Raw genomic sequence first — 18,323 nt, forward strand, 5'->3', positions numbered from 1 at the left:
GCTGGTGTTCGCCGGGCTGGCGTCGGTGGGTGTGCTGTTTCACCTGGCACTGGCGCGGCGGCCCCGAGGCCGCGCGCGGGGTCAGGCGGTCTTGTCCAGCTCGAACGCGTCGTGCAGCGATTGCACGGCCAGTTCCATGTACTTGCGGTCGATCAGCACCGAGATCTTGATCTCGGAGGTCGAGATGACCTTGATGTTGATTCCCTCGTCCCGCAGCGTCTGGAACATCTTGGCGGCGACACCAGACTGGCTGCGCATGCCGATGCCCACCGCCGAGATCTTGGCCACGTTGGTGTCTGCCACGAGGTCGTGAAAGTTGATCTCGCCGCGGTCCTTGGCGCCCTGCAGGGCCTTCTCGGCACGCGCCACCTGGTTGGTGGGGCAGGAAAAGGTCATGTCGGTGCGACCTTCCTCGGAAATGTTCTGAATGATCATGTCGACGTTGACGCCCGCATCCGACAGCGGGCCGAAGATGGCGGCGGCGATGCCGGGGCGGTCGGCCACCGAGATCAGGGTCATCTTCGCCTCGTCGCGGGAATAGGCGATGCCGTTGACCACGTTTGATTCCATGATTTCCTCCTCGGCGCAGACCAGGGTTCCTGCGTCGTCCGATTGTTCCTCGAAGCTTGATAGCACGCGCAGGCGCACGTTGTAGCGCATCGCCAGCTCGACCGAGCGGGTCTGAAGGACCTTGGCCCCCAGGCTTGCCAGCTCCAGCATCTCCTCGAAGGCGATGCGGTCGAGCTTGCGCGCCTTGTCGGTGATGCGCGGGTCGGTGGTGTAGACGCCGTCGACGTCCGTGTAGATGTCGCAGCGCTCTGCGCCGAAGGCGGCGGCGAAAGCCACCGCTGTCGTGTCAGAGCCGCCCCGGCCCAGCGTGGTGATGCGGCCCTCGGGGCTGATTCCCTGAAAGCCCGCGACCACGGCCACCTGCATGCCTTCGCCGAACTTGGCGTTGATGTTGTCGGTGGGAATTTCCTCGATCCGGGCGGCGGAATGGGCCGAGTTCGTCTTCAGCGGCACCTGCCAGCCCTGCCAGCTGCGGGCCGGAATATCCATTTCCTGCAAGGTCAGCGCCATGAGGCCGGCGGTGACCACCTCGCCCGAGCTGACGACGGCGTCGTATTCGCGGGCATCGTACATCGGCGAGATCTCGTCCACCCAGCCCACCAGTTCGTTGGTGCGCCCGGCCATGGCCGAGACGATGACGATCACGTCGTATCCCTTGGCCACTTCGACGCCGACACGTTTCGCCGCCCGGCGGATGCGGTCGATATTGGCCACCGAGGTGCCGCCGAATTTCATCACGAGCAGGGGCATGGCTGCGTCCTTGGGTCAGATCGCAGGTGCTTTACGCGCGTGCGCGGCGAAGGGCAAGAGCCGAGCGTGCGCGCCGCGCGCCCAAGAAAATTCGTACGAATTTTCTTGGGCGCTTTCTGTGTCAAAGAAAATGCGGCCTAGATCAGTACGGGTGATCTTTACCATCCCAGGTCTGGAAACATCCGGTGGTCTCGAGATCCAGCGCGTCGAACCGCTGAACCAGCCCGGATGCGGCCTCGTCCATGGAAATGTCGGCGCTGTCGCCGCCCATGTCCGTCCGCACCCAGCCGGGATGATAGATGCCCACGGCCAGCCCCAGCGGGGCGAGGTCCGTGGCGAGGTTGCGCCCGAGGTTCAGTGCCGCGGCCTTGGAGGCGCGATAGATGTAACTGCCACCCGGGGCGCGTTCGTCACTGGCCATCTGGCTGGAGATGATCGCGATCTTGCCTGCGTGGGCGGCCTGAAGACAGGGCAGAAGGGTCTGCACCGTCAGGAACACGCCGGTGACGTTCGCGGCGAAGCTGTCGGCCCACATCTTTGTCGGATACCCGTCGGGCAGCGCCTCGCCCTTGTCCAGGTAAACGCCCGCATTGCAAACCAGCAGGTCAACCGGCGTGCCGTCAAGCCGTGCGGCGAAGGCGCGGTGACTGGCGGGGTCGGTCACGTCCAGCGTGTGGTCGGACCCGGGGTCGCGCGAGGTGCCGGTGACGGTTTCGCCGCGCTGACGGAACCGCTCCGCCAAGGCGGCGCCGATCCCGCGGTTGGCGCCTGTGATCACGACATGCATGGGACGTCCTTTTGCAGTGAAAGTGAAAACCCTTGCCTCACGGGAGAGCGGAGACAAGGCAAAAGATCAATTCGCTTTGCGGCGCGGCACGAAAGGCAGGGGCAAGACGGGCACGCCATCGTCGATCAGCTTGCGGGCCTCCTCGGGCTTCGCCTCGCCGTGGATGGCGCGGTTGGGGGTCAGGCCATCATGCATGTCGCGGGCCTGCGCCGCGAATTCGAGGCCGACATATTCCGAGTTTTTCTCGATCCGGGTTCTGAGTGCGGCAATGGCTTTGCCACGGGGATCGGTCGGGGCCGAAAGGCGCGATGGTCCAGTGTCGGGGGCGGCCGATGTCGGGGCCGGTGCCGGGACGGCGTCGCGGCTGGCGCGGACGCTGGGGGCCATCAAGGCCTTGGTCACCGACTCCGAGCCACAAACGGCGCAAGAGACCATACCGGCGGCGTGGAGCTTGTCGTACGCTTCGGCAGACTGGAACCAGCTTTCGAACTGATGATCGTGAATGCATTTGAGGGTGAATTTGATCACCTGATTGCTCCGCTGCGAAACCATCCGTGAAGATAGGCGGAATGCGGTAAAAATCAAGCAGGGCGAGCGATTTATCCGTCAGAGGCGATGGGGGTCGAATGACTTCAGGAGGTGCGCCAGTTCCGGCTCGCCGACGCGCTTGGCGGCTTTCTTCAGGCTCATCCAGCGACGCTTGCGCTGACCGGCCTCGGGGAAGTCGTCGACCAGTGCATGGACTTTGACGGGATAGACCAACACGACGCACGGCAGCTTGTCGACCGCGCCGACGCCCTTGGAATAGGAAAACAGCGCAAGACAGGGGCCGGTGACCTTGCCGCGCACGCCGGCCTCTTCCCAGGCTTCGCGCAGGGCGCTTTCCCCCGGGGTCTTGCCTTCCATCGGCCAGCCCTTGGGAATGATCCAGCGGCCCGTGCGCCGCGAGGTGATCAGCAGGACCTGCGGCTTGCCGCCCTTCATGCGGTAGCACAGCGCGCCGAACTGGCTGCGCACATCGCGCTTGTCCGCGATCCGCAGCGAGAGTGGAAGCTGATCTTTGCCCTGTAAGGTCATCGGGGTATCTCTGGTGCCCACCTTCTCAGGTCGGAACGTATATACGTAGTATTAACATATTTATCGCTGATTCACATGAAATTTCTATGATGGTCTCAAAAAACATTCCGGTCCGTGTCGGCGGGGGCATGTCCCATGCAATAGACGGGGCGTTGGGCAGGTCTTGTGTCGCATCCGCAAGTGCAGGATACTTGCGCCATGATACGGATTTTCGGCGTTTTCACAATCATTTGCGCGACCCTTGCCAGCGCCGGGGCGGCCCGGTCCGACGCGCCGGTGACGATTTTCGCGGCGGCGTCGTTGCGCGGCGCGCTGGAGGCGGCGCTGGACGGGTCCGGGATCGACGTCCGCGTGTCCTATGGCGGGTCGGGGACGATGGCGCGGCAGTTGGCGCAGGGCGCCCCGGCGGAGGTGGTGATTCTTGCCAACGTGGCCTGGATGGATTGGCTGGAAGAGAATGGTCACATTGCGGTCTCGACGCGCACGGACCTGTTGGGCAACCGGCTGGTGCTGGTGGGGCCGCGCGGCGCGGCGGATCTGGGCGAGCTGAATGCCGACACCCTGCGCGAGCGTCTGGACGCGGGGCGGCTGGCCGTGGGGCATACGGAGGCGGTGCCGGCCGGCATCTACGCCCGGGAATGGATGCAGGCGGGTGGTTTTTGGGATGCACTGCGCCCCCAGCTGGCAGAGACGGACAATGTCCGCGCCGCGCTTGCCCTGGTGTCGCGCGGCGAGGCGCCGTTGGGCGTGGTTTATGCCAGTGATGCGCAGGCCGATCCGGGGGTACGGGTTCTGGCCCGGATCGACCCGGACTTGCACACGCCTATTGTCTATCCCATGGCACTGGTCACGGGGGCCGACAATGACGGCGCGCGGGCCGTGCTTGAGCATCTGGTTTCCAAAAGAGCCGGTGACGCCTTTGTCGCGCATGGCTTTTCGCGTGTCGGGGACGCGCCATGACCCTTGGCCTTGGCGAGGCTGAGTGGGCCGCGCTGACGCTGTCTCTGAAAGTGTCGGCATGGGCCGTGGCGATCAGCCTGCCCCCGGCTGTCGCGGTGGCCTGGGTGCTTGCCCGGAAGAGGTTTCCGGGCAAGGCGCTGCTGAGTGCGATGGTGCATCTGCCGCTGGTTCTGCCACCGGTGGTGACCGGGTACTTGCTTTTGCTGACATTCGGGACGAACGGTTTCGTCGGCCGGGTGCTGGCGGACTGGGGAATCGTTCTGGCCTTTCGCTGGACCGGGGCGGCGCTGGCAGCGGGGATCATGGGATTTCCACTGATGGTGCGGGCGATCCGGCTGGCGATCGAGGCGGTGGACCCCAAGCTGGAAGCGGCGGCCGAGACGCTGGGCGCGGGGCGGGCGGCACGGTTTCGCACGGTGACGCTGCCGCTGATCGCGCCGGGGATCCTGGCGGGGGTTGTTCTGGGGTTTGCCAAGGCGATGGGAGAGTTCGGTGCGACCATAACGTTTGTCGCCAACATCCCTGGTGAGACCCAGACGTTGCCATCGGCGGTTTACGCCTTTCTACAGGTGCCGGGCGGCGAGGCGGCGGCGATCCGTCTTGTCGTGCTGGCGATCGTCGTGGCACTTGGCGCGGTCCTGGTGTCGGAATGGCTGGCCCGGCGCGTGGCGCGACGCATCGGGCAGGAAGCGCCGCGATGAGCCTGAGCGTCGAGATCGGGCATCGGTTTCCGGGGCTGGACCTGGATGTGGCGTTCGAGGCTGGCGCCGGGGTGACCGCGCTTTTCGGACCATCGGGCGCCGGGAAGTCCAGCGTCGTCAATGCCATCGCGGGGCTGCTGCGGCCCGATGCCGGGCGGATCGCGCTGGCCGACACGGTGTTGTTCGACGCCGCGCAAGGCGTGCATCTGCCGGCGGCGCGACGGCGTATCGGCTATGTCTTTCAGGACGGACGGCTGTTTCCGCATATGCGCGTCGGGGCCAATATCGAATACGGGGCGCGGTTCGCGCCGGGGGGGCTGGACCGGGCAGAGATGAAACGGGTCGTGGCGCTGTTGGGGCTGGAGGCGTTGCTGGTGCGCCGGCCCGGCACGCTGTCGGGCGGTGAAAAACAGCGGGTCGCGCTGGCGCGGGCGTGGTTGTCGCGGCCGCGCTTGCTGTTGATGGACGAGCCGTTGGCGGCGCTGGACGAGCCACGCAAGGACGAGATCTTTCCCTATCTGGAACGGCTGCGCGACGTGGCGCAGGTGCCGATCGTCTACGTCTCGCACAACCTGGCCGAGGTGGCGCGGCTGGCCGACGACCTGGTGGTGATGCAGCGTGGGCAGGTGGTGCTGTCGGGCAGGGCCGAGGCCGTGTTGAGCGACCCCAAGGCGCTGCCGCTGGTGGGAATCAGGGAGGCGGGCGCGATCCTGCCTGCACATGTGGCCGAGCACGGGACCGACGGGTTGAGCCGTTTGACGTTGTCGGGGGGCGAGCTGTTGTTGCCCGGGGTGGTGGCGCCGGAGGGCAGCACGATCCGGCTGCGGGTGCTGGCGCAGGATGTTCTTCTGTCAAAGGCGGCGCCCGAGGGCCTGTCGTCGCACAATGTGCTGCCTGTCGTTGTTTTGGCGCTGCATCGCGGAATGGGGCCGGGTGTTGCCGTTCAGTTGCGCGCGGGCGAAGATGTATTCTTGGCGCGGATAACGCAAAGGGCGGCGACCGAGATGGGGCTTGAGCCTGGCATGACATGCTTTGCGATCCTGAACGCAACCGCGATTCCGCGTGGCAGCATCGGCGGCGCGGCGGGTGTGTCGCCGGGTTGAAATCCGACCGTTGACTTTTCTGACTAAATCAATCAGAAATATCTAAAGCCAGCCTGCAAGGTCAGCCATCCCCCGAAATCGCAAGCAATGGAGCGCGATCATGCGTGTGATGCCTCACCCCGAAAGTGCTGGCCGAGAGCCGCGGCAAAAACTGTTGCCGGAACCCCGTTCCTTCACCCTTCTCGAAGCCGCAATGACAAGCGGGCTGTGCCTTGACCTTATGCTGGAGCGGCTGTTGCAGACCGCCGGGGAGCCGGGGGCATGATCCGCGCGCAGACAAAGGAGATGCCGCAGCTTGTTGCGGCAAGCGAGGCGGGCGACACCGCGCATGATGCCCGCGAGCTGACGCGCGGGCAAACGACCGCGCAGATCACGCTGGATGGCAAGGTCTACACTTTGCGGATCACGCGCGCGGGCAAGCTTATCCTGACGAAGTGACGTCCCGGCGCCGGGCCGGGTAAACCATTATCGTCAGGTTTCTGCTGGCAAGTTCGGCCCGGATGTGGCAGCGAAAGGCGGTCGTTTTCAAGGGGACCCGCCGGATGTCCGAAAGCTTGCTGCATCGCCTGGCCTGGATCATCGTCGCGCTCTGCGTGGCGCCTATCCTCGCGTCGGCGCTGGCGGCGTTCACCGGTGATCTGGATACGTGGCGCAACGTGCTGTCCAGCGTCCTGCCGCGATACACCGCGACGACGCTGATCCTTGTGATGGTGGTGGGCGTGTCCACGGCCGTGATCGGGTCGGTCACCGCGTGGTTGGTGACGGTCTATCGCTTTCCCGGGCATCGCTGGCTGGAGATCGCGCTGGCGCTGCCGCTGGCCTTTCCGGCCTACGTTCTGGCCTATGCCTATACCTATCTGCTGGACCATCCTGGCCCGGTTCAGACGCTGCTGCGCGACGTCACGGGATGGGGTCCGCGCGACTACTGGTTTCCCGAAATCCGAAGCCTGGGCGGTGCGGCGCTGATGCTGATCATCGTACTTTATCCTTATGTCTACCTGCTGGCGCGGGCGTCGTTCCGGCAGCAATCGTCGAACGCCTTTCTTGTGGCGCGGACATTGGGGCAGTCCCCGATGAAGGCGTTCTGGCGCGTGGCGTTGCCCATGGCACGGCCTGCCATCGCGGGGGGTGCGCTGCTGGCGGTGATGGAGACGATTGCGGACTATGGCACGGTTGCCTTCTTCAACGTGCAGACCTTTGCCACGGGAATCTACCAAGCGTGGTTTTCGCTGGGGGACCGGCCCGCGGCGGCGCAACTGTCGCTGTGCCTGCTGATGTTCGCCCTGCTGGTGGCGGGGTTGGAGCGGGCGCAGCGGGGCCGGGCGCAGACGGCAGGCCGGGGCGCCCGGTTCGAAGCGCTCGAGAAGCCGCGCCTGACGGGCGGTGCGGGATGGATCGCGACGATGATCTGTGTCGTTCCCGTACTCTTGGGCTTTATCGTGCCGGTAATCATGCTGGGGACGATGGCCGTCGGCTCGGGCCAGAACCTGTTCGCGGCGCGTTATATCGGGTTCATGCAGAACTCGGTGGTGCTTGCCACGGTGGCGTCGGTTCTGACGGTGCTGGGCGCGATCCTGATCGGCTTCCGCGCCCGGACCCGCCCCACAAAGGGCAGCAAGGCGCTGGTGGTTGGCGCCGGGCTGGGATACGCGGTGCCGGGGGGCGTCATCGCCGTGGGGCTGATGGTGCCGATGGCCGCGCTCGACAACATGATCGACAGGTTCATGGAAGGTAACTTCGGGATCGACACGGGGCTTCTGATCACCGGGTCGATCTGGTTGATGGTGCTGGCCTGCATGACGCGGTTCATGGCCGCGGCCCTGAACGCCTATGACAGCGGCATGGCGACGGTGCCGGGGCATTTCGATGCCATCGGGCGGTCACTGGGGCAGTCGGGGCCGAAGCTGTTGATGCGGGTGCATCTGCCGGTGGCGCGGTCTTCGGTGCTGACGGCGCTCTTGATCGTGTTCGTGGACGTGATGAAGGAATTGCCCGCCACGCTGATCCTGCATCCGTTCAACTTTCAGACGCTTGCGGTACAGGCGCACCGGCTGGCCGCGGATGAACGGCTGCACGAGGCGGCGGTGCCGTCACTGGTGCTGGTGGCGTTCGGACTGTTGCCGGTGATCGTGCTGTGCCGGTCTATCGGACGTGAGGAGCCCGGGCGCCGGGCGGCGCGACTGGGGGCTGCGGTCAAAGCTGGGTAAAGCGGTTTCGCCGCGGGCTGCGCCCGCACCGACCGGGGCGAGAGGCGCTGCCTCTCGCGCTCTCCGGGATATTTCTGGCCAGAGGAAGAGCCGTGCCAGCGAATGCGCCGGCCCGCGGCATGGCGAGCCGGCGCATAATCGGTTCAGCTTGTTTGCAGGTAGCTTTCGAGGCTGTCGTCCAGCGCGTCCTTCCACGGGGTGTGGTGCGCGGGCGCCTGCTTGTTGGTCATGGGCGAGACATAGCCGTGGTCGCGGAAGGCCATGATGTCCTTCTTCTTGTGCTTTTTCCAGGCATAGAACTGCTGGCAGGCCATCTCGAGGTCAAAGCTGGGATAGTCGGTTTCGGCGATCAGCTCCTCGATATAGTCGCCCTGGTAGCGGATGCAGGCGTAATCGTCCTCGAGCGCGTCCTCGTCGGCCTGGCGTTTCTTCCAGTCGGCCTCCATCGTGGCTTTGTCGGGCAGGGCGATCTTGCCCATGATGCAGTCGCGCACCCACCAGGCCTGGGCGTCGAACATGTTGAAGGTGAACCACTGGTCCTGCATGCCGAGGTAGAACATCTTGGGGTTCTCGATCCAGACGACGCCCTTGTAGAGATCGTCGGACGCCAGCCGGTTGGCGGTCTTCAGGCGCAGGTCGTCGGGCAGGAACGGGAAGTGGTGCTTGTAGCCGGTGCACAGGATGATGGCGTCCACCTCGCGGGTGTGACCGTCGGAGAAATAGGCGGTCTTGCCGTCGACCTTTTCCAGCGCCGGAACCTCGTCCCAGTTGTCGGGCCAGTCATAGCCCATGGGGCCGGAGCGATAGCAGGTGGTGATCGAGTTGGCGCCGTATTTCCAGCATTGCGAGCCGATATCCTCGGCCGAGTAGGAGGAGCCCATCAGCAGGATGTCCTTGCCCTCGAACTCGCGGGCATCGCGGAAGTCGTGGGCGTGCAGGATGCGGCCGTTGAACGTGTCGAAGCCCGGGTAGTGGGGCACGTTGGGCGTGGAGAAGTGGCCGGTGGCGACGATGACGTTGTCGAACTCTTCCGTCGTTTCCTTGTCGGCCTTGGAATCGCGGGCGGTGATCGTGAACTTCTCGGTCTTGTCGTCGTAGCGCACGTCGCGGACCACGTTATTGAAGCGGATCCAGTCGCGCACGCCGGCCTTTTTCACGCGGCCCTCGATATAGTCGAAGAGCACGGCGCGGGGCGGGTAGCTGGCGATTTCCTTGCCGAAATGTTCGTCGAACGTGTAGTCGGCGAATTCCAGACCTTCCTTGGGGCCGTTGGACCACAGGTAGCGGTACATCGAACCATGGCAGGGCTCGCCATCCTCGGCGACGCCGGTGCGCCAGGTGTAGTTCCACAGGCCGCCCCAGTCGCTTTGTTTCTCATAGCAGACGATGTCGGGGATCTCGGCGCCCTTGTCTGCAGCGGATTGGAACGCGCGCAATTGCGCCAGTCCGGACGGTCCCGCGCCGATGACGGCAACTCTTTTCTTGGCCATTCTATTTTATCTCCCTAGATTGGTGTGGACCAATTATTGACTTTGGTTCTTTTGGTTCCTTTTACTAAGCCAAAGACTGGACCAGTCTGTCAAGGATTCCTTAATGGAGCGTGCGGTGGCCGCGGAAACATCTAGTTTTGCTCAAAGATTGGCCCTTTCGGGGGTGATGCCACGCCTGTCGGTGGGCATGGCGCGGACGGTGGATATCGGTTTTCTGGCGCCATTGTCGGGCCAGGCCGAAAGCTGGGGCCTGCCCGGATTGCAGGGCTGCCGCATCTGGGAGCGGTGGTTGAACAACGCGGGCGGCGTACTGATCGGGGGGCGGCGTTACCCGATCCGGATTCATGCATTCGATTGTGGAGAAAGCGTTGACGCGGCGCGCGAGGGGGCGCAGGCGCTACTGCGCGAGCATGACATCAAGCTGATGATGATGCTGGGCGGGGACGCCTATCGCGCCGTGGGCCAGAGCCTGATGGACAAGCGGATCCTGACTTCGACCCTGTTGCCGTCGGACCTGTCGCCGGACGCGCCCTACCTGATCGCGCCGTCGGAGGTGCATCCGGTCTACGTGGTGACCGGCGTGGAGTGGCTGAGAAGGCAACGCCCGGAGCTGAAGACCGTTGCGCTGTGCGCGCAGCAGGACGGGATGGGCCTGCCGTCGCTGGCGACCTACCGCGCGGCGTTCAAGGCAGCGGGAATCGAGATCGTGCACGAGGTGCAGTACCCCGCAGAAGGCGCGCCGGCGGAGAACGTGGTGGGGCCGATGCTGGCCGCGAAACCGGACATCCTGTGCTGGTGCACGAGCTATACGCCGATGGTGCACGCCATGACGGAATACGCGCATGCCAAGGGATTCAAAGGACAAATCCTGTCCTGCACCTGCGATCACTACGACCGGCTGGTCGAGCGGCTGGGTGCGGATTTCATGGAGGGGCTGGTGTTCCAGTTTCCCGATTTCGACGATCCGGCGTTGAGCGAGAAGGCGTTTTTCTTCAACCAGCCGAATGCGTTTTACGAGGAATACAATGCGCTTTACCCCGACAGCTGGACCGCGGTGAGCTGGGAATATGCGGCGATCCTGGATATCTGGCATGCCGCCGTGGAAAAGGCCGACAGCGTCGCGCCGGCAAGCGTGCTGGCGGCGATGAAACAACTGGGCGAGGTGACCCACGCCTTCGGCCCCGCCGAGTGGTGGGGGGCGGAGGTGTTCGGGATCGACAACGCGCTGGTCGGCGACTGGCCGGTGGTGCGGATCGAGGAAGGGCGAGCCCGGGTCGTGGCGTTCGGATCGGTGCCGGGATGGCTGCGGCGGTACGAGGATCTGCTGCGTGCCGAGATGCAGGACCTTGGGCAGATGTGGCAGCAGCGGTTGTCTTATGAGCGGGTGCTGGCGCTGGGGGCGCGGGTGGTGCAGGACGAGGACGCGACTCAAAGGTAAACGCGATCCGAACCCCGAAAACCCGCGTCGGTATCGCGTCGGTATTTCCGACTGTATTGCGTCGGTGCGATACTGCGACCCCTTGGTGTGAACAGGGCGCGCGGCGCAAAAGTTTTTTGAAAACTTTTGCGAAGACTTTTTGAAAAGTCTTGGCCCTGCGTTAACCGGGGTTAATGCGCGTCAATCGTCTTGCAGAAGCAGTTTCTGTTCCTCGACGAGATGCAGCTTGATGAACTCCACCGCCTGGCCGACATCGCGCGAGGCGATGGCGTTGTAGAGCGTGTTGTAGCGTTTCTGGTACTCCTGCATCCGGCGCGGCGTGAGCGCGCGGCGGCGCAGGCGGGTGCGATAGCTTTCGTGGTAGGTGTCGATGGCCAGCCGGTAGCACGAGGCCAGAAGCGCGTTGCCGGTGCCTTCGGCGATCTGGATGTAGAGCTGTTCCTCGAGCGCGATGAAGGCGTCGATATCGGTGGTCACGGTTTCGATCCGCGACAGGGTTTCGGACAGTGCGGTAAGCATGCGCGGCGTCATGTTCACCACGGCCAGCCGGACAATCTCGGGTTCCAGGATGCCACGGACGACGAGGTGATCGAGGGGGCTGGTCTCGCCGGCGACGGAATCGGGCGAGGGGACGGTCTGGGGCGTGGAACGGTAGGTGACGAAACTGCCGGCCCCGGGGCGGCGGCGGATCACGTCCTGGCCTTCGAGCACGTCGAGCGCCTCTCGCACGGTGTTGCGGGCGACGCCCAGTTCGGCGGCCAGTGTGCGCTCGGACGGCAGGCGGGTGTCGCGGGGATATTCCTCGGACTTGATGCGTGCGAAGAGCGTGTCGACGACGATCTGCACGGTGGCGCCAACCGGGTGGGCGAGGCGCAGTTCGGGGGCGGTGTCTTCGGTTTGTGTGCTCATCGGACCAGACCAATTTCGGTGTAACTGGTATAAATTGGTCTGGTGGGCGCGTAAAGCGTGGTCATGCCCGCCACCCGCGTGATATGCGGGGCGCATGAGCGAACCTGCACCTTTCCTGTCCAGCTTCCAGACCGTCGAGGCGGACTGGATCGACTATAACGAGCATATGAACATGGGCTATTACACCGTCCTGTTCGACCGCGCCGCCGACGAGGCCTATGCCGAGATCGGTTTCGGGCCGGACTATCGTGCCGCCAGCGGGTGCACCACCTATACGGCGGAGTTCCATGTGCGCTATCTGCGCGAGCTGAAGTTGGGCGACCGGGTGCAGGGCGCGTTTCGCATCCTCGATCACGACGAGAAGCGATTTCACAGCTTCCAGGAGCTGATCCGTGAGGATGGTACCGTGGTGGCCACGGGCGAGGGGGTTGCGCTGCACGTGGACCAGTCGGGGCCGAAGGTGGCGCCGATGCCGGGTGAGCTTCTGTCGCGGTTGCGCACGGTGGCACAGGCGCATGCGACATTGCCGCGCCCCGAGGCGGCGGGACGTGGCATCGGATTGCGGCGCCGCGGCTAGCGTCGGCTCCCGGTGCCGAGGGTCTATGTCAGAAAAGCTTCGTAGAATTTTATCGCAGAATAGCGCATGGTGACCGACGGCTTTATCGGCGTGCCCCGGGCGCGATCTGGCGGTGCTGTGGTGTAAGGCCCAGAAAATTCGTTCGAATTTTCTGGGCTCTGGAATTTTCGTATGAAAATTCCGGGGGTCAGAGCCCGAGCTTCTGCGCCACGATCTGGTTGACGGCCTTCGGGTTGGCCTTGCCGCCCGTGGCCTTCATCACCTGGCCGACGAACCAGCCGGCGAGCTTGGGGTTCTGCTTGGCCTTTTCGACCTGCGCCGGGTTGTCGGCGATGATCTGGTCGACCGCTGCCTCGATCGCGCCGGTATCGGTGACCTGCTTCATGCCGCGCTCTTCGACGATTTTTTCGGGGTCTCCGCCCTCGGTATAGACGATCTCGAAGAGGTCCTTGGCGATCTTGCCCGAGATGGCGTCGGAGGCGATGAGATCGACGATGCCGCCCAGCTGCGCGGGCGACACCGGGCTTTCGGTTATGGCGTGGTCGTCCTTCTTGAGGCGGCCGAAAAGCTCGTTGATGACCCAGTTCGCGGTCAGCTTGCCGTCGCGGCCCGCGGCGGCTTCCTCGAAAAAGGCGGCGTTTTCATGCTCGGCGGTCAGGACGTTGGCGTCATATTCCGACAGGCCGAAATCCTTGACGAAGCGGGCCTTTTTCTCGTCGGGCAGTTCGGGCAGGGACGCGGCGATGTCGTCGATCCAGCCCTGTTCGATTTCCAGCGGCAGGAGGTCGGGGTCAGGGAAGTAGCGGTAATCATGCGCCTCTTCCTTGGAGCGCATCGAGCGGGTTTCGTTCTTGTCCGGATCGTAAAGCCGGGTTTCCTGGTCCACCTTGCCGCCGGATTCCACGATGGCGATCTGGCGGCGGGCCTCGACGTCGATGGCCATCTGGATGAAGCGCATGGAGTTCATGTTCTTGATCTCGCAGCGGGTGCCCAGATGAGAGAAATCGCCCGTTTCACGGTATTTCTCATACGCCCCCGGCTGGCAGATCGACACGTTGACGTCCGCGCGCAGGTTGCCGTTCTGCATGTTGCCATCGCACGTCCCGAGATAGCGCAGGATCTGGCGCAGCTTGCTCACGTAGGCGGCGGCCTCTTCGGGGCCGCGGATATCGGGCCGGCTGACGATTTCCATCAGGCACACGCCGGTGCGGTTGAGATCGACGAAGGACATGGCGGGGTCCATGTCGTGGATCGACTTGCCCGCGTCTTGTTCCATGTGGATGCGTTCGATCCGCACCAGGCGGGCGATGCCGGGCTCCATGTCCACGAGGATTTCGCCTTCGCCCACCAGCGGCTCGTAAAGCTGGGAGATCTGGTAGCCCTGCGGCAGGTCGGGGTAGAAGTAGTTCTTGCGGTCGAAGGCGGATTTCAGGTTGATCTGCGCCTTGAGGCCAAGGCCGGTACGCACGGCCTGTTCGACGCAGAATTCGTTGATCACGGGCAACATGCCGGGCATGGCGGCGTCGACGAAGGCGACGTTGGAATTTGGCTCGGCGCCAAAGCGGGTGGAGGCGCCGGAAAAGAGCTTGGCGTTCGAGGCGACCTGGGCGTGGACCTCCATCCCGATGACGAGTTCCCAGTCCTGTTTCGCCCCGGCGATCACCTTGGGTTTCGGGGTCTCATAGGTCAGGTCCAGCATGTCTGCGCGCTCCGTTCAAGGTATCAGCGCGGTTCTAGGCCAGAGCGGAGGCGCGGGCAAGGGCGTCTGCGCGACGGGCTTGGCGGAAGTGCGGTTGAGCGTTAGACTGGTCGCATTGATTTAAGGTTGTGCCGGTTTTTTCGCCAGAATTCTTTTAAGCACAAAGGTCGCCCATGCCGAAAAACATCATCCTGCTCTGCGACGGGACGTCGAACGAGATTGCCCGCAACCGGACCAATATCCTGCGGCTTTACGGCTGTCTGAAGAAGGACGAGCACCAGCTGGTGTTCTACGATCCCGGGGTGGGAACTTTCGGGGCGGAAAACGCCTGGCTGTCCTTCTGGCGCCGGGCGGTGGAGGTCTTTGGGCTGATCACGGGCTGGGGGCTGGATGCCAACGTGAAGGAGGCCTACCGCTTTCTGGTGGAGCATTACGATGACGGCAAACGCGAGAACGGGACCGACGAGGAGCCGGACCGCATCTATATCATCGGGTTCAGCCGGGGCGCCTATACCGCCCGGGTGCTGGCGGGTTTCATCCACGCGCTGGGGCTGATCGACGCGCGGAACCTGAACCTGCTGAATTATGCTTACCGGGCCTACAAGAATATCGGCCGGACGACGGGACGGGACGTGACCGACGCGCGGGAGCCGGAGCGCAACCCCTTCGCCGAGGTGCGGCTGTTCGAGCGGATGCTGCGGCCGCGGCGGCCCGCGATCCGGGCGCTGGGCCTGTTTGACACGGTGGGGTCGGTGATCGAATGGAGCGCGCGATTGCCGCGCATCCGCAACCATGCGCATGTGTCCGAGAATCCTTCGGTGCGGTCGGTGCGCCACGCGCTGGCGATCGACGAGCGGCGGACGATGTACCTGCCGACGCCCTGGCCCGGGGGCGGCGAATACTGGGGCAGCGCGTTCCGGCCCCGCGACGAGAGCAAGATCGCGCCGCAGGACGTGGACGAGGTATGGTTTTCGGGCGTGCATGGAGATGTGGGCGGCGGCTATCCGGAAAAGCGCAGCCAGTTGGCGAAATTTCCGCTGGCCTGGATGATCGACGAGCTGCGCCCGCTGGGGGTGACGTTCAAGGAGTCCACGGTGCGGCGGCTGGTTCTGGGAGACGATCCGGACGGGCGGTACGTCGCGCCCGACCCGCTGGCGCGGCCGAACGAGTCGATGACGTTGGGCTGGAAGCTGGTGGAGTTCCTGCCGTTCTACAAGACGCGCTACAGCCTGAGCCGGCGCAAGACGTTCCTGGGGTTCTACCTGCCGCTCTGCGAGTACCGGCATATTCCCGAGGGCGCGCGGGTGCATGCCTCGGTTTTCGTTCGGCGCGGGACGAAGGCGGATTATCAGCAGCCCAATATCCCGGAGGATCACGTGGTGGTGGGAGAGGTGGAGGGGGACGCCTGACGGCATGGAATAACGGAACGGGTCCTTGGTCGTCTAACAATGTTGCATCTCCACCGCGAAGGCGTCGAGATTACGAATTGCGGTTGTGCGGATTTCGCTGCCGTTCGCGACGGAGGCGAGCGTCAGCTCCTGGGGTGGCGATCCGACGGCAATTCGGAAGCGCTTTATGCCTGCCAGATACATCCTCGGAAGGATCGGTGCGCCCAGCCTCAGCCAAATCGCCAGCCCAAGGGAGGGGCTGGCGATGGCCGGGCCGCGTCGCGGCTGTTAACCGGCTGGGGTTTCGAGACCCGTGTCTCACAAGGGCTCATAACCGATCTGCCGGAGATGCAGCGACGATCCCGCCCATAAGCTCTCAGAGCGCGGGCAGGCGGTACATGCCCTGGCGCGAGAAGGTGAGCGAGGAGCCATCGGCGATATGTCCGGCGAAGCGCGCGGCGATGATACGAAGGGCGGTCTGGCGGCCCTTGGCGATGAGCGCGCGGCGCGACGGCAGAAGTGGCGCGTGGCCCGGCATCAGGAGTGTCTGGGACCAGATCAGCGGGTGCAGTTCCTGCAGGTGATGTTCGAGGATCCAGTCGACGCAGTCGTGGATCTCGGCCCTCGTGCGGTCGGCATGGGGCGAGAGCACCCGGTCGCCCGCGCCGGGCGCCATGGCGATGGCGCAGAAGGCGGCAAGAAGATTGATGATGTGCTGGTCGTCCTTGCGGGCGAGGATGTCGCGCAGCCCTTCGATGAAGAAACCGGGTTCCAGCAAGTCCAGCGCGCGTGGCTCGAGGGACAGGGCGTCGAGATAGGCCCAGGTATAGGCACCGGCGCCCCAGGTGTCTTCGGTGCCCGCGGCGATGCGGCGGGCGGCGACCTCGAGTGCGTTGACCCCGCCGGCATAGGGCGGGAGGATGTGACGCCCCATGGCGCGGATATGGCGGTGGCCGGCGGGGTCGAGCCCGATCAGGGCCTCGTATTCCTCGGCCACGCGGCGGCCGCGCGTTTCACAGGCGGCGATCAGGGCACAGCGGGCGGCGGCGATCGAAGGCGCGTCGATGGCGGGGCCGTCATAGGGCTCCAGTATGGCGTCGGCGCTGGCGATATGCCGGGCAATGGCGCGGGCGGCGGCAGCGGGGTCGTCGCGCGCCGCGATATTGCGCCACGCCCAGGCGATGTCGATATGCGCGAGCGCCACGACGAGGGCCGACGGGTAGTCGCCCGGCATCTCGTCCAGCACCTCTTCCAGCGCCTCGATGGCGTCGTCGGGCGGGTGCTGGCCGTCACGCAAGGCGTCCTCGGCGGCGGCGACGATATCGCTGCGCGCGCCGGCGGCCAGCAGCAGCGAGGCGGTCTCGCCCCCCGAGGTGGCAAGGCGGGTGTGATCGGCATACTGGATCTTGTCCGACAGGGTATCCCAAGACTCTTGCCGGGCCAGTTTCTGGCCGCGGTCCTGGTGTGTGGCGCGGGCCATTTCCTCGTCCGAGACGGGCAGGGACGGGACGATGATGCGCTTGGCCAGGGAATCGATATCCTCGGCCGCGCGACGCGGTGTCGTCCCGGCGCGGGCCGGGGCGCCGCGCGGGGCGAACCACCTGCGCAGGCCGCGCGGCGCCTTGGCGGAATGGGGGCGGGTCGCGCCGTTCTGCGCGCCGTCATGTCGGGGCTGTCGTGCCATACTTCGGCCTGCTCGTTATGTCAGGGTCTTTCTGACCCGGCAATCCGGCCAAAAAGCGGCACTGCTGCGGAGACAAGAGGGAATTTGCCTATCCCCCTTATGTTCTTGATTCGCAGGGGGGTTCGGGGCAGACTGCGCCGATGCTCAGGTTTGCTGCCTTCTTTTTATGCCTGTGCTTTCAGTCACTTGCCGCGACCGGAGAGGACGCGGTTTTCCTGAAGGACGGCGTGGTCACGCGGATATCCCCCCCCGCGCGCGACGGAAACCTGCCGCGCACGCGGTGGGAGCATAAAGGCGATTCCAAGCTCTGGACACGGGCGGCGCTGGCCGCGCTGAAGGATCACGGCAGGCCGCTGACCGAGATCGTGCCGCGCGACATCGGCGACTGGTGCCCGGCCTATCCCGATGCCGGCCCTGCGCAAAGGCGGGCCTTTTGGGTCGGCTTTCTGTCGGCACTGGTGAAACACGAGAGCACCTATCGTTCCTACGCCGTGGGTGGCGGCGGGCGGTGGTACGGGCTGACGCAGATCCTGCCCTCGACCGCAAGGCTTTACGGGTGTCGCGGACGGAGCGGAGGCGATTTGAAGCACGGGCCGACGAACCTGAGTTGCGCGATCCGGATCATGACCAAGACGGTGGCACGGGATGGCGTGGTGTCGCGCGGGATGCGCGGCGTGGCCGCCGACTGGGGGCCGCTGCACAGCCGGAGCAAACGGCAGGACATGATGGCCTGGACGCGGCGGCAGACCTATTGCAAGCCGATGAGCAGCGTGCGCCCGCAGGCCCGGCCCGATGACCTTGTGGTGGTGCGCACCTTGCCCGCGCCCGAACCGGAGGCGATCGGGACCGAGCCCGTCGTGCAGGACTTGCCGGAGGTGGCCGGGGGCGAGGCCGCCGTGAAGGAACTGCCGGCGGCCGCCGATGCGGCGCCCGAGCCGCAGCCGATTCCGGTTATCGAGTAGCCCCTGATCGCTTGATGCGGA

18 protein-coding genes are annotated in these 18,323 nt (G+C 65.0%); 10 read left to right on the forward strand and 8 right to left on the reverse strand.

Translation table 11 applies throughout. The annotated features are described in order from the left end of the window. Positions 1-81 precede the first annotated feature (81 nt). The 4 genes from C2I35_RS07445 to C2I35_RS07460 form a co-directional block, all read right to left on the reverse strand. Entirely contained in the window at positions 82-1,320 is a 1,239-nt protein-coding gene (locus tag C2I35_RS07445) for an aspartate kinase (protein ID WP_103762372.1), read from the reverse strand. Positions 1,321-1,462: 142 nt separating this feature from the next. Next, complete coding sequence (locus C2I35_RS07450; protein WP_103762373.1) at positions 1,463-2,107, reverse strand: SDR family NAD(P)-dependent oxidoreductase; 645 nt, start codon at positions 2,105-2,107, stop codon at positions 1,463-1,465. 66 nt (positions 2,108-2,173) lie between these two features. Then, the gene (locus C2I35_RS07455) at positions 2,174-2,635 is read right to left on the reverse strand and encodes a DUF1178 family protein (protein WP_103762516.1); all 462 of its coding nucleotides are present in this window, start codon (positions 2,633-2,635) and stop codon (positions 2,174-2,176) included. Positions 2,636-2,713: 78 nt separating this feature from the next. Then, on the reverse strand, positions 2,714-3,184 hold the full coding sequence (locus C2I35_RS07460; protein WP_103762374.1) for an NUDIX hydrolase: 471 nt from the start codon (positions 3,182-3,184) through the stop codon (positions 2,714-2,716). Positions 3,185-3,382: 198 nt separating this feature from the next. On the opposite strand from C2I35_RS07460, the gene modA reads away from it, so the two are divergent. The 6 genes from modA to C2I35_RS07485 all read left to right on the forward strand — a co-directional run bounded on the left by modA (position 3,383) and on the right by C2I35_RS07485 (position 8,155). Next, positions 3,383-4,144 carry a molybdate ABC transporter substrate-binding protein gene (gene modA, locus C2I35_RS07465; RefSeq protein WP_103762375.1) on the forward strand — a complete coding sequence of 254 codons (762 nt, stop codon included), beginning with the start codon at positions 3,383-3,385 and terminating at the stop codon, positions 4,142-4,144. Continuing rightward, positions 4,141-4,845, forward strand: a complete 705-nt coding sequence (modB, locus tag C2I35_RS07470; RefSeq protein ID WP_103762376.1) for a molybdate ABC transporter permease subunit — start codon at positions 4,141-4,143, stop codon at positions 4,843-4,845. The genes modA and modB overlap by 4 nt, the downstream gene beginning before the upstream one ends. Beyond that, positions 4,842-5,948, forward strand: coding sequence for a molybdenum ABC transporter ATP-binding protein (gene modC / locus C2I35_RS07475; RefSeq protein ID WP_103762517.1), 1,107 nt, complete (start codon positions 4,842-4,844; stop codon positions 5,946-5,948). Before modB ends, modC begins: the two co-directional genes overlap by 4 nt. Positions 5,949-6,048: 100 nt before the next feature. Further along, entirely contained in the window at positions 6,049-6,213 is a 165-nt protein-coding gene (locus C2I35_RS22105) for a hypothetical protein (protein ID WP_170067151.1), read from the forward strand. Between the two features lie 20 nt (positions 6,214-6,233). Then, positions 6,234-6,386 (forward strand): hemin uptake protein HemP, encoded by a 153-nt coding sequence (gene hemP / locus C2I35_RS07480; RefSeq protein ID WP_371931639.1) that lies wholly within the window; start codon positions 6,234-6,236, stop codon positions 6,384-6,386. 104 nt (positions 6,387-6,490) lie between these two features. After that, positions 6,491-8,155, forward strand: a complete 1,665-nt coding sequence (locus C2I35_RS07485) for an ABC transporter permease (RefSeq protein ID WP_103762518.1) — start codon at positions 6,491-6,493, stop codon at positions 8,153-8,155. 143 nt (positions 8,156-8,298) lie between these two features. Here C2I35_RS07485 and C2I35_RS07490 read toward each other — a convergent pair whose 3' ends face one another. Beyond that, a complete protein-coding gene (locus C2I35_RS07490; RefSeq protein ID WP_103762378.1) occupies positions 8,299-9,645 on the reverse strand; it encodes a trimethylamine monooxygenase in 1,347 nt (448 codons plus the stop codon). Positions 9,646-9,748: 103 nt separating this feature from the next. Between C2I35_RS07490 and C2I35_RS07495 the strand changes: the two genes are divergently transcribed. Then, positions 9,749-11,083, forward strand: a complete 1,335-nt coding sequence (locus C2I35_RS07495) for an ABC transporter substrate-binding protein (RefSeq protein ID WP_103762379.1) — start codon at positions 9,749-9,751, stop codon at positions 11,081-11,083. A 180-nt stretch (positions 11,084-11,263) separates the two neighbouring features. Here the strand turns inward: C2I35_RS07495 and C2I35_RS07500 are convergent, their stop codons facing one another. After that, on the reverse strand, positions 11,264-11,992 hold the full coding sequence (locus C2I35_RS07500) for a FadR/GntR family transcriptional regulator (RefSeq protein WP_103762380.1): 729 nt from the start codon (positions 11,990-11,992) through the stop codon (positions 11,264-11,266). 94 nt (positions 11,993-12,086) lie between these two features. Between C2I35_RS07500 and C2I35_RS07505 the strand changes: the two genes are divergently transcribed. Beyond that, positions 12,087-12,569, forward strand: coding sequence for a thioesterase family protein (locus tag C2I35_RS07505; RefSeq protein ID WP_103762381.1), 483 nt, complete (start codon positions 12,087-12,089; stop codon positions 12,567-12,569). Between the two features lie 187 nt (positions 12,570-12,756). Here the strand turns inward: C2I35_RS07505 and gatB are convergent, their stop codons facing one another. Continuing rightward, a complete protein-coding gene (gene gatB, locus C2I35_RS07510) occupies positions 12,757-14,268 on the reverse strand; it encodes an Asp-tRNA(Asn)/Glu-tRNA(Gln) amidotransferase subunit GatB (protein ID WP_103762382.1) in 1,512 nt (503 codons plus the stop codon). A 173-nt stretch (positions 14,269-14,441) separates the two neighbouring features. Between gatB and C2I35_RS07515 the strand changes: the two genes are divergently transcribed. Next, positions 14,442-15,677: a T6SS phospholipase effector Tle1-like catalytic domain-containing protein gene (locus C2I35_RS07515; protein ID WP_103762383.1), complete on the forward strand. Its 1,236-nt coding sequence runs from the start codon at positions 14,442-14,444 to the stop codon at positions 15,675-15,677. Positions 15,678-16,032: 355 nt separating this feature from the next. Here the strand turns inward: C2I35_RS07515 and C2I35_RS07520 are convergent, their stop codons facing one another. Further along, positions 16,033-17,340, reverse strand: a complete 1,308-nt coding sequence (locus C2I35_RS07520; protein ID WP_103762384.1) for a hypothetical protein — start codon at positions 17,338-17,340, stop codon at positions 16,033-16,035. A gap of 140 nt (positions 17,341-17,480) precedes the next feature. Here C2I35_RS07520 and C2I35_RS07525 point away from each other — a divergent pair, with 140 nt between their 5' ends. Beyond that, positions 17,481-18,302, forward strand: a complete 822-nt coding sequence (locus C2I35_RS07525) for a transglycosylase SLT domain-containing protein (protein WP_103762385.1) — start codon at positions 17,481-17,483, stop codon at positions 18,300-18,302. The last annotated feature ends 21 nt before the right edge of the window (positions 18,303-18,323 follow it).

Origin of the sequence: Roseovarius confluentis (genome assembly GCF_002917925.1) — a bacterium.
GTDB lineage: Bacteria > Pseudomonadota > Alphaproteobacteria > Rhodobacterales > Rhodobacteraceae > Roseovarius > Roseovarius confluentis.

Excerpts from the sequence above, each read along its gene's own strand:
- C2I35_RS07445 (WP_103762372.1), bottom strand. The coding sequence starts at position 1,320 with ATGCCCCTGCTCGTGATGAAATTCGGCGGCACCTCGGTGGCCAATATC.
- C2I35_RS07450 (WP_103762373.1), bottom strand. The coding sequence starts at position 2,107 with ATGCATGTCGTGATCACAGGCGCCAACCGCGGGATCGGCGCCGCCTTG.
- C2I35_RS07460 (WP_103762374.1), bottom strand. The coding sequence starts at position 3,184 with ATGACCTTACAGGGCAAAGATCAGCTTCCACTCTCGCTGCGGATCGCG.
- modA (WP_103762375.1), top strand. The coding sequence starts at position 3,383 with ATGATACGGATTTTCGGCGTTTTCACAATCATTTGCGCGACCCTTGCC.
- modB (WP_103762376.1), top strand. The coding sequence starts at position 4,141 with ATGACCCTTGGCCTTGGCGAGGCTGAGTGGGCCGCGCTGACGCTGTCT.
- modC (WP_103762517.1), top strand. The coding sequence starts at position 4,842 with ATGAGCCTGAGCGTCGAGATCGGGCATCGGTTTCCGGGGCTGGACCTG.
- C2I35_RS22105 (WP_170067151.1), top strand. The coding sequence starts at position 6,049 with ATGCGTGTGATGCCTCACCCCGAAAGTGCTGGCCGAGAGCCGCGGCAA.
- hemP (WP_371931639.1), top strand. The coding sequence starts at position 6,234 with ATGCCGCAGCTTGTTGCGGCAAGCGAGGCGGGCGACACCGCGCATGAT.
- C2I35_RS07485 (WP_103762518.1), top strand. The coding sequence starts at position 6,491 with ATGTCCGAAAGCTTGCTGCATCGCCTGGCCTGGATCATCGTCGCGCTC.
- C2I35_RS07490 (WP_103762378.1), bottom strand. The coding sequence starts at position 9,645 with ATGGCCAAGAAAAGAGTTGCCGTCATCGGCGCGGGACCGTCCGGACTG.
- C2I35_RS07495 (WP_103762379.1), top strand. The coding sequence starts at position 9,749 with ATGGAGCGTGCGGTGGCCGCGGAAACATCTAGTTTTGCTCAAAGATTG.
- C2I35_RS07500 (WP_103762380.1), bottom strand. The coding sequence starts at position 11,992 with ATGAGCACACAAACCGAAGACACCGCCCCCGAACTGCGCCTCGCCCAC.
- C2I35_RS07505 (WP_103762381.1), top strand. The coding sequence starts at position 12,087 with ATGAGCGAACCTGCACCTTTCCTGTCCAGCTTCCAGACCGTCGAGGCG.
- gatB (WP_103762382.1), bottom strand. The coding sequence starts at position 14,268 with ATGCTGGACCTGACCTATGAGACCCCGAAACCCAAGGTGATCGCCGGG.
- C2I35_RS07515 (WP_103762383.1), top strand. The coding sequence starts at position 14,442 with ATGCCGAAAAACATCATCCTGCTCTGCGACGGGACGTCGAACGAGATT.
- C2I35_RS07520 (WP_103762384.1), bottom strand. The coding sequence starts at position 17,340 with ATGGCACGACAGCCCCGACATGACGGCGCGCAGAACGGCGCGACCCGC.
- C2I35_RS07525 (WP_103762385.1), top strand. The coding sequence starts at position 17,481 with ATGCTCAGGTTTGCTGCCTTCTTTTTATGCCTGTGCTTTCAGTCACTT.